This is a genomic window from uncultured Aquimarina sp., assembly GCF_947495315.1.
Lineage (GTDB): Bacteria > Bacteroidota > Bacteroidia > Flavobacteriales > Flavobacteriaceae > Aquimarina.
Genome location: NZ_CANLYD010000002.1, coordinates 506,316 through 519,146, shown reverse-complemented (window position 1 = coordinate 519,146; position 12,831 = coordinate 506,316). Strand labels below are relative to the sequence as shown.

Sequence of the window (12,831 nt, the reverse complement as noted above, 5' to 3'; positions counted from 1 at the left end):
GATTGCTAATTTTAGAGTAATGAGTGTAAATAATCTGCCGTATTTTTAAGATTACGGTTTCGTAAAATATCCAAAACCTCATATTCATCCAAATCTGGATTTCTTCTATTAATAACTAATTCTCGAAAAGCCTTTATAGCATCTTTAGTATTTAAATCAATAATATCAGTTAGAAAATCATCTGCATCCTTAGCCACTAATCCAAAAGACTGAAGATATTCTTCGGGAAAATCTTTTAGATTATTAGTTACGATTACATTTGCATTTGTCTTTATTGCCGCAGCGAGAACATGTTTATCTTTAGGGTCTGGCAATTCTAAACCATCTATTAATGATGTATAATTATGGACTAAAGCATCAGGGAATGCTTCATTAGCTCTTTCAACTCTTTTTTTAATTTCATTCTCACTAACATTTTTCCTCCTCATAACTATCTCCCATTCTTCGAAAATATGTGCGCTCCATTTAGGGGTAAATAAATCATGATGAGCAAACCAAAATAATAGATCTCTAATTTCTACAGGATAAATTACATTAGTATCTAAAACACTAGTAAATCGAATACTATGAATCATATAATCCCAATTCCTCGTCCGACTTCATTATTTCTCGTAAAAGACCTTTTTGTTTAGCTTTTATTTTCCTTTTATAGTTTACTATATCTTCAAATTTAACGCGTCTATGCTTTCCAACTTTCGTGAAATTAATTTGACCTTCTTCCAATAGCTTTACGAGATGTGGTCTAGAACACCCTAAAAACTCAGCCGCAGCTTGAGTAGTCATTTCAGTCGCCATCGGCACAATAGAAACTGGCTTACCTTGACTTAGTCCTTTTAAAACTTTTGCCAATAATTTTAGTGCGTGTAGCGGAATTTTTATTTTTTCCCGTGTTTCTTCGATTTCAATTTCTGGATTCTCAGATTTTAACTCTTCTAATACAGCAGCAAGAGCATTGTAAGATTCTTTTGCTACTAATTGTTCGTCTTTAGATGGTTTTCTAATATCAATTAGGGATTCCATTTGGTTTATATTTTGTTATTAGCAAGACAATAATAATCGAAATAAACGAAACGGCCATATAAAAAAGGGTTAAATTTTTGTATGCTTGAATCAAACAAACAAAAATGTGGTAAAAAAGATAAATATAGCTAGGAAAACATGAATCGATACCCCATAATGTAAGATTTTATAAACTTTTTGAAATAAAAGATGTGCTATAAATGCAGTAACCAGCCATCCAACATAGTTTTGTAAAGGAACTACTCCATTCTTAAACTCCCAAAAATCAAATCTTGGTGCGGAAACTTCAATAATAACATCCAGAGCAACCATTAGCACTGCTCCAATAAATGAAGAAACTAACACATTAGGATGTATTTTTTTTGAAATAGCCGAAGTACAATAAACCAATAAAGCCCAATTTGCTCCTATAATCCATGGAACTCCCAAAATTTTAATCCCTAAGTTTTCACCATATTGATAATTGCCAAAAATCAATCCGTAATTCACCCCTAAATATTCTGTAATCATTCCGATACTAAAAGGAATTAATAGCCCTAAAATCAAAAATTTACTGAATTTAGAATTCCAAATAATCAGCCCTAAATACAATAACAAATTAAGGGGTGTTAAGGGCAAAAACCAATCTTGATATCCAATAAGAATCCCTATAATTCCCGAAATATTGAATAACCAAATCAGTATGATAGAAATAAGTAACCTTCTTTCTGGATGCATGTTTTTAGAATTTAAAATCGTTCTGGATTAATTCGGAAACTATTTTTCCAGACAGTAAACATAATGGAATTCCGCCACCTGGATGCACGCTGCCTCCACAGAAATAAAGATTCTTAATACTTTTTGAAAAATTAGGATGTCGCAAAAAAGCAGCATATTTATTATTGCTACTAGAACCATATAACGACCCCTGATATGATTGAGTGTTACGCTCTATACTTCTTGGATCCAAAACTTGTTCTGTTTGGATTAATTCCTCAATATTACAGCGTAAGACTCCTGAAAGTTTATCCAGAATATTTTTTCTAGATTGATCTATTATTTCATCCCATTTTTGCCCTTCGTTACCAGGAACATTGATCATTACGAACCAGTTCTCACATCCTTCTGGAGCATCATTTACTTCGTTTTTAGATGTAATATTGATATAAACTGTCGGATCATTAGAAACTTGTTTCTTTTCGAAAATATACTGGAACTCTTCTTTATAGTTTTTTGAGAAAAAGATGTTATGTAAATCCAATTTAGGAAACTCTTTTTTTATCCCCCAATAAAAAATCAGCGCAGAACTTGATCTAGGTTGTTTTAGTGTTTTTTCTGGAGGTTTCTGATCAGGTAGCAGTTTCCGATAGGTTGGAACTATATCCATATTTGATATTATGATATCAGCTTCCAAATACTTATTACCTATTGTAACTCCTATTGCTCTTTTCTTTTTTACAACGATTTGATCTACTTTGGATTCAAAATGAAAGGTAACACCAAGATCAAGTGCTAATTGATAAAGACTTTTGGTAATACTATGCATTCCTCCTTTTGGAAAAAATGTTCCGTAGTACTGTTCTAAATGAGGAATCATGGACATAATTCCTGGAGTGAGATAAGGAGAAGATCCATTATATGTTGCAAATCGATCAAAAAACTGAACCAACTTTGGATCCTTAAAACTGCTGCTATTAAGATTATGCAAATTAGTATTGATTCCCAAATTTCCTATTCTTGTAATCGCTTTTATAGTATCAAAAGATAGATACGTAGACAATTTATGTAGGGATTTTTCAAGAAATAGAGATGACGTTAAATCATATTTCAGCTTACTATTTTTAAAATATCGAAGTATTTCAGTTTCGTCTACATCGAATATCTTTTCTGCTTCATTTGCAAATTTTGTGGCATCTGCTAAAGCAGAAAATCTAGTTCCATCTTCATAAAAGTAATTGCAAACCACTTCTTTCTTTGAATACTCAAAATAATCTGAAACTTTTTTCTTAGAATCAGTAAATAACTCAGTTACGAATTGTGGCATCGTAAATAATGAGGGGCCACAATCGAAACGATAGCCATCCCTATGGATTTCGGTTAACTTACCACCAGGATACGTATTGGTTTCATGGACTTCTACATCAAAATTTTGGTTACGTAAACGAATTGCCGCAGCTAGTCCCGCAATACCAGATCCTATAATTATTACTTTCTTATTTGACATATTCTGAACGTAAAGATATTAGTAAAAAACAGAAAGTGATTATATTTTGAATAATTTGGTATGGTTTTTTATCTATCTTTAATTTAAAATATATGTCTAAGCACATTTTCTCAATAAATTTACTAATTTGAAGGATAAAAAGATTAAAATAAGAGGATTAGAATTATCAGATAAATCACAGCTAGCAAAACTTGCTAATAATGAAAATATCTGGAATAATTTAAGGGATTATATTCCACATCCTTATAACGAAAATGATGCAGAATCTTTTATTTATCTAACACAAGCACAAAATCCAAAGCAAAGCTTTGGCATTGAATTTAAAAACGAACTTTGTGGTGTAATAAGTTTAATAATACAAGAAGATGTTTACCGAAAATCTGCTGAAATAGGATATTGGATTGGAGAACCATATTGGGGAAATGGAATTGCTACGACAGCTGTAGCCCTAATTACCAAATATGGGTTTGAAAAATTAAATTTAATTAGAATTTTTTCAGGTATATTCGAGCATAACATAGCGTCTATGAAAACATTAGAGAAAAACGGATATAGCAAAGAAGGGATATTCCAAAAAGCTGTTGTTAAGAATGGTAGAATTCTAGACGAGCATAGATATTTTATATTAAACCAAGAATAAAATAAACACTTAATGATAATGAAACGATTCATCTATTTACTTTTAGTTTTTAGTCCTCTTTTTATAAAAGCTCAAAACACTACAAAAAAGGTAAAACCTCCCAAAATAATTACTAAGCTACAAATAGGTAAGAAAGCTAATTTTGAAACCAAGAGCATACAATTCATAAAAGTAACCGAAGATTCGCGTTGTCCAACGAATGTTACCTGTGTTTGGCAAGGACAAGCAAAAGTTCTCATTGGAATATATGAGAATGATACTCTTTTAGAAGAAAAACTAATGATTGTTGGAGCGAAAGGGGTTTCACCAGACAACAACAAAGAAATCTTAAAATCAGGAAATAAAACTATCTATGGATATAATCTAAGTCCATATCCATCCGGTGACCAAAAAACAGATCCTTCTGATTATTATTTGGAGATGATTGTTATGTAAATAATAGTTATTAGATATTACTTTAAGTATTTATATTTTATTGTGATATGATTAACTCAACAGCCTATTTAAATACTTTTAAAAAAATTAAAATAAGGTTTCTCACACTATATGGATTGGATCCCGTTTTTTAATGAGATTACTTCAACTAACTATTTTAAATGCGTTTTCAAACTTTTTAAAACACAGTACTGGGTGGATCCCGTTTTTCAACGGGATTAATTCAACCAACCATTTTAAATGTGTTTTTCAAACTTTTTAAAATCGGGTTTCATTAACTTTACAGGATGATTTCTAATAAAGCCAAAGCTCATATTGCATTATTATGTGTTAATATGATCTATGGAGCCAATTATCTTATCGCAAAAGGATTAATGCCGGATAAAATAGAAGCTTCCGCTTTAGTTTGCCTTAGAATTAGTGGGGCTGGCTTCTTGTTTTTCATCCTAAAGCTTTTTATCAAAGAACAAGTGCAAAAAAAAGATATCCCCAGATTACTGCTTTGCGGGTTATTAGGAGTTGCTACAAACCAATTCTTCTCTATGAATGGGTTGAGTTTGACTTCTCCTGTAGATGCGGCCATTATTGTTACGGCAATGCCCATATTTACAGTCATTATCAGCTACTTTTTATTAAAAGAACCGTTAACACTACCAAGGATTATTGGTATATGTATTGGTGGAGGAGGCGCGGTTCTGCTCATATATTTAGGTAACTCCGGTTTAGGAACAGGATCCTTAAAAGGAAATATATTCATAGGAATTAATGCATTAGCATTTGCTTTCTACTTGGTCCTTGTAAAACCACTAATGGCAAAATATAAACCTATCACTGTTATCGTTTGGACTTTTTTCTTTGGTTTTATCTTTATGTTCCCTTTTTGTATTAATCAATTACTAGAGACAGATTTTGGATCCTACGAAACTTCTAATTGGATATCCTTATTTTATGTGATAATTGGACCCACATTTTTAGCATATTTATTGAATATGTTTGCCTTACAATTTGTAAAACCTACTGTTTCTAGTAGCTATATATATGTCCAACCAGCTGTGGCAATGTTATTAGTTGCTGGTATAGCCTATTTTGTAGTTAACAGTCAATATAAAGGAGATATTACTGTTGCAAAACTGTTATGCTGTGTTTTAATTTTTGCAGGTGTTTATTTGATTAGTAGTAACGGCTCCTTAAAATGGTTACGAAAGAAATAGATTATACCATTTTTGACTTAAAATTACCCGCTAAAATTTGCTTTATTTTGAATATTTTTAAATCAGAACTGGTATTACTTTTTAATGAGATATTTTACCAATAAACTTACCGGAATCACAATTCCGATCGCTAAAACCGCATATAGAATTCCTAGATTTAGAACAAAATATAATAAAGAAAATATAAGAAATAATACTAGCAGAAATAATGATCCTCCTCTTAGATCTGAAATGAACTGCTTTTTATTTGACTTATAGTCAAACCAATATGCTATTAAAATAATTATAGTTGTCATGATTCAATTAGTGACAACCACAACCACCTTTAGCACAAGAACCAGGTGTTTTTTTATTTGCAGAAGAAACCTGAGGTTTCCAAAAGAATTTTTTAATCAAAAATCCTATTGCTATTGCAAATACAATAAGTACTAATATGTTTTGGATAAGAATATTCATATTCAATCTGTCGAATAAAGATACAAAAAACTAATATTTTTTATTTTAAAACTTGATATGCTATTAATGCTGCGCCATATGCTAAGATACTCATAAATATAAGTTGTGCCATCGGCCATTTCCAACTATTCGTTTCTCGTTTCACAATAGCTAAGGTACTCATACACTGCATAGCAAAAGCATAAAATAGCAATAAAGAAATTCCGCTAGCCAAATTAAATAGAGGTCCTCCGGTTATCGGACTTATCTCAGCAGCCATTCTGTTTTTTATGGTTTCCTCTTCATCACTACCCACACTATAAATTGTCGCCAGTGTTCCTACAAAAACCTCTCTGGCAGCAAAAGAGCTAATAATTCCGATCCCAATTTTCCAATCATACCCAAGAGGAGCTACAATTGGTTCTATAGCCTTACCTGCATAGCCAATAAATGAATATTCCAGTTTATAAGATGCTGTTTTTTGATCCAATTCTTCCTGTGAAACATCTGGATACTTTAAGGATACTATTTCTTCTGCATTATTAAAGTTTTCATTGGGGCCAAAACTTGCTAAAACCCATAAAACTATGGAGATTGCTAAAATTATTTTTCCGGCTCCAAAAACAAATGCTTTCGTTTTTTCGACCACATTAATAACTACATTTTTAAATAAAGGTATTTTATATCCTGGCATCTCAATAACAAAATAGTTTTTGCTTTTGATCTTAAGCATTTTATTCAATAACCAAGCAGACCCAACGGCTGCTCCAAAACCAATAAAATACAATAACATTAGTGTTAGACTTTGATAACTAAATATCCAGCCTACTTTCTCATCAGGAATAACTAATGCGATAATTATTAAATATACGGGTAGTCTAGCAGAACAGGTAGTAAACGGAACCACCAAAATCGTGATAAGGCGTTCTTTCCAGTTCTCAATATTTCGGGTGGCCATAACTGCCGGAATTGCACAGGCTGTCCCTGAAACTAAAGGAACTACACTTTTTCCGCTTAATCCAAATTTTCGCATTACCCTATCCATAAGGAACACCACGCGACTCATATACCCGCTTTCTTCCAAAATGGATATAAAAAGAAATAAAAAGGCTATTTGCGGAATAAAAATTACGATTCCTCCTAATCCTGGTATGATACCTTCTGTGATTAAATCTACAAACGGTCCAGATGGCAATGTTGATTTAGCAGCTTCGCTTAACCAGGCAAATCCTTCATCAATTAAATCCATTGGATACGAAGACCAGTCATAAATAGCCTGAAAGATTAATAGCAATATGGCAAAGAAGATAAAATACCCCCAGAATTTATGAGTTAACACTCTATCCAGCTTAGCACGCATTCCTGTTGCTGCCTTTTCATCAACGACTAAGCCTTTTTTAAGAACTCCATTAATAAATTGATACCTTTTAATAGTCTCTTTTTGTTGAAATCGCTTCAGTTCACTCTCGGATTTAATCTCAAAATCAGGCGCTACTGAAGGCTTCTGCTTATCAATTTTTCTGAAGTTTACGTCTTGTGTAATTACCAACCAAAGTTTATAAAGTGATTGATTAGGAAATGCCTTCTTAAGTCTGTCAAAATATTCAGGATCAAAAGTTAATGCATTAACACACGGTTTGGTTGGCAAAGAAGTATAAGAAAGAATTAGTTTTTTAAGTTCATCAATACCTTGATTTTTTCTGGCACTTACCAAGGCTATTTTGGTATTTAATTCTTTCTCGAGTAGAGGAATATCTAATGAAATTCCTTTTCTCTTCATACGATCTGCCATATTAATGACTAAAATGGTGGGGATCTCTAAATCTTTTATTTGTGTAAAAAGCAGTAAATTTCTTTTAAGATTTTCTACATCACTAACTACAATAGCCACATCCGGAAAATCTTTATCTTTTTTATTCAGAAGAATTTCTATGACAACATTTTCATCTAATGAGGATGCATTAAGGCTATATGTTCCTGGCAAATCCAGTATATGAGCTTTTACTCCACGAGGTAATTTACAAACCCCTTCTTTCTTTTCTACTGTAATCCCAGGATAGTTACCGACTTGCTGGTTTAATCCTGTTAGCAAATTAAAAACAGATGTTTTACCTGTATTTGGGTTTCCGATAAGTGAAACTTTAATCTGCTTGGTCATAAAAAGTAATCCTGTTAAATAATTTCAATCTCAATCTGTGAAGCAATTTCTTTACGAATGGCAAGATGACTACCATTGATAGTAAGGTACATGGGACATTGAAACGGTGCTGTCTGCAACAACTGCACTTCATTACCTGGCAGACATCCCATTTCTAATAGCTTAAGAGGGATAATATCCGAAGTTATTTCCTTAATCAACGCACGCTGACCCCGTTTGAGATTTGCAATAGTTATTTTCAAGTGTTTATTTAGATTAATTTTAAACAAGGCAAAAGTAGTGGAAAAATACGTATTGAAAAAGCTATCTTATCCAAAAACAGATAATAAATAGTTAAAAAACAACCTTTATTCTCTCCTTTCTATAATAGAACTTTCAAAATCACAGTTTTTAACCCTATCCATAATAGGGTGAATCACCCAAAATCAGTCCGAAATCTTTGAATTTCAAAATTATCGGACATTCATCAATACTTCTACTTATAATTTCGTCCTATCTAAATTTAGAAAAGGTGGAAACTGAAAAGCCTTACAAAAGAGTAAGTATATAACAACTCATAAAACCTTACAATAATGAGAAATTTAAAATATTGCATTTGGTTGTATTCATTTGTCTTGCTTCTGTTTTCTTGCGAGAAAACCGATGTTAATGAATCAAAAACCAACGGCTTAGAACAACTTTCAAAAATTTCAGATTCTAAAGCTAAAATCACCTTATCGAATGGAAATATAGTTCGCTTTCAAAAAATTGATGATGGAGAGCTTAAGGGAACCTTTATATTAGAAGAAAGTGATTGTAATGAATGTTCTGTATTAGAAAATATTACTAAACTCGCAGGAAAAGAATTATCAGACCAAGAAGCATTCTGGGCCCTTTCTGAACCGGGAACTCAGGTTCCATCTTTTCTAAAAATAGAAAATGGAGGAACATCTGCTAAAAATAGTGAATTGCAGGAGCAAGGATGGGCCAGAGGAGTTACTACAGACTTTCCTATAGGAAATGAGGGCAATCCTACTCGGGTAATTGCTTGTAAAAATAGTGATTTTACAAGTTCAATTGCTTATGGTTTTTTAGGAACCCCAGAATTTATAGCATTAGATAAGACTCCTAATAACTATTTTGGTTTTGTTAATGATTGTGCTAGTATACCGGCTTCATACTGCAATAAAGGACCAAGATATAAACTCCATGCTGTGATGAATGGAATCAAAAAATGGAAAGGTAAGATCTGTAGTAAAGCAGTTCAAAACAGGGACAATGATCATATTGCCTCCAATACTTCTGGTGGTTTTTGTCAAAGCCCTCCTTGCAATGCATATGTGGGTCCTGAATTATATTTTGAATACTATTCTGGTGGAAAGTGGAAATCAATGAAAAATCCAAATGGATTATATCCTGAAGGCTTCGAAGTTCCTGCAAATACAACCAAAGTATATACATATTCCTGGAATACAAAAACAAATACCTCTTTTCGTCTACGTGTAAAAAACGCAATGGGTAAAGATCAATTCGATTTTATGATGGATAAACCAGATCCAGTGATTGATCCTCCAGGAGGTGGCGGAAACCCTCCTACTCCCGAAGATTTTCCTCAATTACCAGATTATATTCAATTATCTTATGGAACTCAGGGGATGCAAAACTATCGTATCGAGTTAGATTTCACCAACATCATAGATGATAAACCTACTATTAAAATACCCGTTCAGTTTTTGCCTACACTTCCTGAATATGATGGAGAAGTAATTTTTCCAAATAATTTCTGCGGAATCAAAGTATCTAAGGCCTCGCGTTTTATTTGGTCCGATAATGGAGGCCAAGTAGTAGAAACTCATCCCTATAATTATGTTCCAGAAAACACATCTGTTCAGTCATTATTTGGCAATGAATATTATTTGAATGATGGGCAAGGAATAAGATTAACGGGGCCTATTGGAGCTTGTGAAGAAGCCAATGAAAATTGGGTATTCCCTTTCCCATTAACTCAAACAGAAACAGTAATGAATCAACCTCTTAAGCTAGTTATAGAGTTAGAACAAGATTCTGAAATTGAATTCCTGAATTACAATATCAAACCTCAGGAACCTCTTGATATTGATGAGTTATTTGAGGAAGTTGATTTTAATGAACTTATAGAATTCTTTAACGAAACATTTTATGAAGGATTCCAAGAATGGATTGATGAAGTATGCGATGAAAATCCCGCTGATTGTCCACTACAGGAATAATACATCTGATTCATTTTAATAATAAATCTATTTACTTATTGTCACATTAAACATTCAGGTGTTTAATGTGACAATTTATTTTTCCTTCTTTAAAACTGCTATATCTTCCAGCAAACGTTCTATTTCTTCTTCTTTGGTTCCATCATAAAAACCACGAATACGTTTCTTCTTATCTACCAATACAAAATTTTCGGTATGGATCATATCATAAGGACCGCCATCTCCATCAGTTTTTGCAACTAAATACGATTTTCTTGCTAAATCATAAATATGCTTTTTACTACCAGTTACCAAATTCCATTTTGTATCATCCACTCCTTTTTCTAAGGCATATTTTTTTAACTGTGGTACACTATCTGTTTCAGGAATAACGGTATGTGATAATAATAGGGTTTCCTGATCATCTTTTAATTCTTCTTGGATCTTTTTCATATTTCCTGTCATTATTGGACAAATCGTCTGACAGGTTGTGAAGAAAAAATCAGCTACATAGATTTTATTTTCATAGTTTGCTTGGGTTACTTTCTCTCCATTCTGATTCAACAAGTTAAAATCCCCTATTTTATGGTATTTTCGAACATGTTGTACGGTACTATCAACCAATTCTAGACTCACCATATCCGGTTCATACACTCTAAGGGCGCGCTTTGGTTTTAGAATAGAATAAATAATAGAAATAATAATCGCGGATAGAATAAATAAGACTATGGCAAAGAATTTGTACTTAGCAAAGAATCGAAGCATACTTATATTTTAGAGTTACAAAATTACAAGGATTATCTTTTACAGAATTACAGTTTTCCCTAAAAAAATATTAAAACCTGAATCTGTAGACTAGATTTCTTTCATAAGCTACTCTAAAAGGTTACTTTTGCGTGATTTAATTTTGAATAAGGCCATATGAGTCCCATTATTGTAAAAGCATTACAGCTACTATTAAGTTTGTCCATTCTAATCGTTCTTCACGAATTAGGGCACTTTATTCCAGCTAAATTATTTAAGACCAGAGTAGAGAAATTCTATTTGTTTTTTGATGTAAAATATTCGCTATTTAAGAAAAAAATCGGTGAAACGGTTTATGGTATTGGATGGCTACCTCTTGGTGGTTATGTAAAAATTGCCGGGATGATCGATGAGAGTATGGACAAAGAGCAAATGGCTGGTCCACCTCAACCTTGGGAGTTTAGATCTAAACCAGCTTGGCAACGATTAATTATTATGCTTGGTGGTGTAACTGTAAATATTGTTCTTGGATTTTTAATATATATGGCAATAATTTTTACCTGGGGGACTTCTTATGTTACTATAGAAGATGTTCCTGATGGATATGAAGTTGCTGAAATTTTTGAAGGGTATGGTTTTCAGGATGGTGACCGAATACTTCAAGTAAACGGAGAAGATTTTAAAGATGCCAGAGATATTAACATGTATCTTTTCTTAAGAGATGTAAAAAACATTACCGTTTTATCCGCTGACGGAAATACAAAAACAATAGATATTCCAGAAAATATTGGTCAAACAATGTTTGAGGAGGGCGTTATGAAGCCATTTGGTATTAGAACCAAAACTGTATTGGATACTGTAGTGGTTGATAGACCTGCATATGCTGCTGGACTTAGAAATGGAGATAAAATCTCATCTGTTAACGGAAAGAATATTACTTGGTGGCACGAATTTAAAAAAGAAGTGAGTGCTAACAAAGAAAAAGAAATTGATATCACCTACCTAAGAAACGGGTCTGAGAATACTATTACTGTAAAAACTGATGAAGAAGGAACAATAGGAGTATTACCTGTTTTTTACAAAATAAACCGAGAAGAATACTCGTTTGGTCAAAGTATTAGCAAAGGGTTTGATTATAGTTATTGGAAGCTTCATGACTATATCGCACAATTTAAATATGTATTCACTAAAAAAGGAGCTACACAGATTGGTGGTTTTGCTGCCATAGGCAATCTTTTCCCACCTGTATGGGATTGGGCTGCTTTTTGGAGTACAACGGCTTTTATATCGATTATTTTAGCCTTTATGAACATTCTACCTATACCTGCACTGGATGGTGGACATGTGATGTTTTTATTGTACGAAATTATAGCTGGTAGAAAACCAAACGACAAGTTTATGGAGTATGCACAACTTGTTGGTTTTGTAATCCTGATTGCTTTATTGCTTTTCGCAAATGGTAATGATATCTACCGCGCAATTTTCGGAAATTGATAAAAAATTAAAAAAATCTTTTTGAGTATCAAAAATTAGTATATATTTGCACTCGCAAAAGAGAAAAACACTTCTCTATTGTTAACCAAAATTCCTCCTTAGCTCAGTTGGTTAGAGCATTTGACTGTTAATCAAAGGGTCCTTGGTTCGAGCCCAAGAGGGGGAGCAAAATTAAGCCTTAACTTATTCAAGTTAAGGCTTTTTTGTTTTCACAACTTCCCTCACGCCATTAAGACTTAAAAGGGAAAATAAAGCAGGTATCTATTTTGAATCAATAATTAACT

Annotated in this window: 14 protein-coding genes and 1 tRNA gene; 6 read left to right on the top strand and 9 right to left on the bottom strand. The window is 32.7% G+C overall.

Going from position 1 to position 12,831, the window contains the following annotated elements; translation table 11 throughout:
* Nucleotides 1-11 precede the first annotated feature (11 nt).
* The 4 genes from Q0910_RS05700 to crtD all read right to left on the bottom strand — a co-directional run bounded on the left by Q0910_RS05700 (nucleotide 12) and on the right by crtD (nucleotide 3,223).
* Nucleotides 12-575, bottom strand: a complete 564-nt coding sequence (locus Q0910_RS05700) for a PIN domain-containing protein (protein WP_299213444.1) — start codon at nucleotides 573-575, stop codon at nucleotides 12-14.
* Nucleotides 565-1,020 carry an excisionase family DNA-binding protein gene (locus Q0910_RS05695; protein WP_299213442.1) on the bottom strand — a complete coding sequence of 152 codons (456 nt, stop codon included), beginning with the start codon at nucleotides 1,018-1,020 and terminating at the stop codon, nucleotides 565-567. The genes Q0910_RS05700 and Q0910_RS05695 overlap by 11 nt, the downstream gene beginning before the upstream one ends.
* A gap of 90 nt (nucleotides 1,021-1,110) precedes the next feature.
* Complete coding sequence (locus Q0910_RS05690) at nucleotides 1,111-1,737, bottom strand: carotenoid biosynthesis protein (protein ID WP_299213441.1); 627 nt, start codon at nucleotides 1,735-1,737, stop codon at nucleotides 1,111-1,113.
* A gap of 4 nt (nucleotides 1,738-1,741) precedes the next feature.
* Nucleotides 1,742-3,223 (bottom strand): 1-hydroxycarotenoid 3,4-desaturase CrtD, encoded by a 1,482-nt coding sequence (gene crtD / locus Q0910_RS05685; protein WP_299213439.1) that lies wholly within the window; start codon nucleotides 3,221-3,223, stop codon nucleotides 1,742-1,744.
* Between the two features lie 127 nt (nucleotides 3,224-3,350).
* On the opposite strand from crtD, the gene Q0910_RS05680 reads away from it, so the two are divergent.
* From Q0910_RS05680 to Q0910_RS05670, 3 genes are all read left to right on the top strand, one after another.
* The gene (locus Q0910_RS05680) at nucleotides 3,351-3,863 is read left to right on the top strand and encodes a GNAT family protein (RefSeq protein WP_299213437.1); all 513 of its coding nucleotides are present in this window, start codon (nucleotides 3,351-3,353) and stop codon (nucleotides 3,861-3,863) included.
* 18 nt (nucleotides 3,864-3,881) lie between these two features.
* A complete protein-coding gene (locus tag Q0910_RS05675) occupies nucleotides 3,882-4,298 on the top strand; it encodes a hypothetical protein (RefSeq protein ID WP_299213435.1) in 417 nt (138 codons plus the stop codon).
* A 287-nt stretch (nucleotides 4,299-4,585) separates the two neighbouring features.
* The gene (locus Q0910_RS05670; RefSeq protein ID WP_299213433.1) at nucleotides 4,586-5,509 is read left to right on the top strand and encodes a DMT family transporter; all 924 of its coding nucleotides are present in this window, start codon (nucleotides 4,586-4,588) and stop codon (nucleotides 5,507-5,509) included.
* 74 nt (nucleotides 5,510-5,583) lie between these two features.
* On the opposite strand, the gene Q0910_RS05665 is transcribed toward Q0910_RS05670, so the two are convergent.
* From Q0910_RS05665 to Q0910_RS05650, 4 genes are read right to left on the bottom strand one after another with little or no spacing between them, the layout of a single operon-like run.
* Entirely contained in the window at nucleotides 5,584-5,805 is a 222-nt protein-coding gene (locus Q0910_RS05665; protein WP_299213431.1) for a hypothetical protein, read from the bottom strand.
* Nucleotides 5,806-5,812: 7 nt separating this feature from the next.
* Nucleotides 5,813-5,965, bottom strand: a complete 153-nt coding sequence (locus Q0910_RS05660) for a hypothetical protein (RefSeq protein WP_299213429.1) — start codon at nucleotides 5,963-5,965, stop codon at nucleotides 5,813-5,815.
* Nucleotides 5,966-6,005: 40 nt separating this feature from the next.
* Entirely contained in the window at nucleotides 6,006-8,102 is a 2,097-nt protein-coding gene (gene feoB, locus Q0910_RS05655) for a ferrous iron transport protein B (protein ID WP_299213427.1), read from the bottom strand.
* Between the two features lie 14 nt (nucleotides 8,103-8,116).
* The gene (locus Q0910_RS05650) at nucleotides 8,117-8,344 is read right to left on the bottom strand and encodes a FeoA family protein (protein WP_299213425.1); all 228 of its coding nucleotides are present in this window, start codon (nucleotides 8,342-8,344) and stop codon (nucleotides 8,117-8,119) included.
* 330 nt (nucleotides 8,345-8,674) lie between these two features.
* Here Q0910_RS05650 and Q0910_RS05645 point away from each other — a divergent pair, with 330 nt between their 5' ends.
* Complete coding sequence (locus tag Q0910_RS05645) at nucleotides 8,675-10,330, top strand: hypothetical protein (protein WP_299213423.1); 1,656 nt, start codon at nucleotides 8,675-8,677, stop codon at nucleotides 10,328-10,330.
* A 75-nt stretch (nucleotides 10,331-10,405) separates the two neighbouring features.
* Here the strand turns inward: Q0910_RS05645 and Q0910_RS05640 are convergent, their stop codons facing one another.
* On the bottom strand, nucleotides 10,406-11,074 hold the full coding sequence (locus tag Q0910_RS05640) for an SCO family protein (protein WP_299213421.1): 669 nt from the start codon (nucleotides 11,072-11,074) through the stop codon (nucleotides 10,406-10,408).
* Nucleotides 11,075-11,230: 156 nt separating this feature from the next.
* On the opposite strand from Q0910_RS05640, the gene rseP reads away from it, so the two are divergent.
* A complete protein-coding gene (rseP, locus tag Q0910_RS05635; RefSeq protein WP_299213419.1) occupies nucleotides 11,231-12,547 on the top strand; it encodes an RIP metalloprotease RseP in 1,317 nt (438 codons plus the stop codon).
* Nucleotides 12,548-12,639: 92 nt separating this feature from the next.
* A tRNA-Asn gene (locus Q0910_RS05630) sits at nucleotides 12,640-12,713 on the top strand.
* Nucleotides 12,714-12,831: the final 118 nt, after the last annotated feature.

What these genes read in the sequence shown, in the direction of transcription:
- Q0910_RS05700 (WP_299213444.1), bottom strand. Translation starts at nt 575, where the DNA reads ATGATTCATAGTATTCGATTTACTAGTGTTTTAGATACTAATGTAATT.
- Q0910_RS05695 (WP_299213442.1), bottom strand. Translation starts at nt 1,020, where the DNA reads ATGGAATCCCTAATTGATATTAGAAAACCATCTAAAGACGAACAATTA.
- Q0910_RS05690 (WP_299213441.1), bottom strand. Translation starts at nt 1,737, where the DNA reads ATGCATCCAGAAAGAAGGTTACTTATTTCTATCATACTGATTTGGTTA.
- crtD (WP_299213439.1), bottom strand. Translation starts at nt 3,223, where the DNA reads ATGTCAAATAAGAAAGTAATAATTATAGGATCTGGTATTGCGGGACTA.
- Q0910_RS05675 (WP_299213435.1), top strand. Translation starts at nt 3,882, where the DNA reads ATGAAACGATTCATCTATTTACTTTTAGTTTTTAGTCCTCTTTTTATA.
- Q0910_RS05670 (WP_299213433.1), top strand. Translation starts at nt 4,586, where the DNA reads ATGATTTCTAATAAAGCCAAAGCTCATATTGCATTATTATGTGTTAAT.
- Q0910_RS05665 (WP_299213431.1), bottom strand. Translation starts at nt 5,805, where the DNA reads ATGACAACTATAATTATTTTAATAGCATATTGGTTTGACTATAAGTCA.
- Q0910_RS05660 (WP_299213429.1), bottom strand. Translation starts at nt 5,965, where the DNA reads ATGAATATTCTTATCCAAAACATATTAGTACTTATTGTATTTGCAATA.
- feoB (WP_299213427.1), bottom strand. Translation starts at nt 8,102, where the DNA reads ATGACCAAGCAGATTAAAGTTTCACTTATCGGAAACCCAAATACAGGT.
- Q0910_RS05645 (WP_299213423.1), top strand. Translation starts at nt 8,675, where the DNA reads ATGAGAAATTTAAAATATTGCATTTGGTTGTATTCATTTGTCTTGCTT.
- Q0910_RS05640 (WP_299213421.1), bottom strand. Translation starts at nt 11,074, where the DNA reads ATGCTTCGATTCTTTGCTAAGTACAAATTCTTTGCCATAGTCTTATTT.
- rseP (WP_299213419.1), top strand. Translation starts at nt 11,231, where the DNA reads ATGAGTCCCATTATTGTAAAAGCATTACAGCTACTATTAAGTTTGTCC.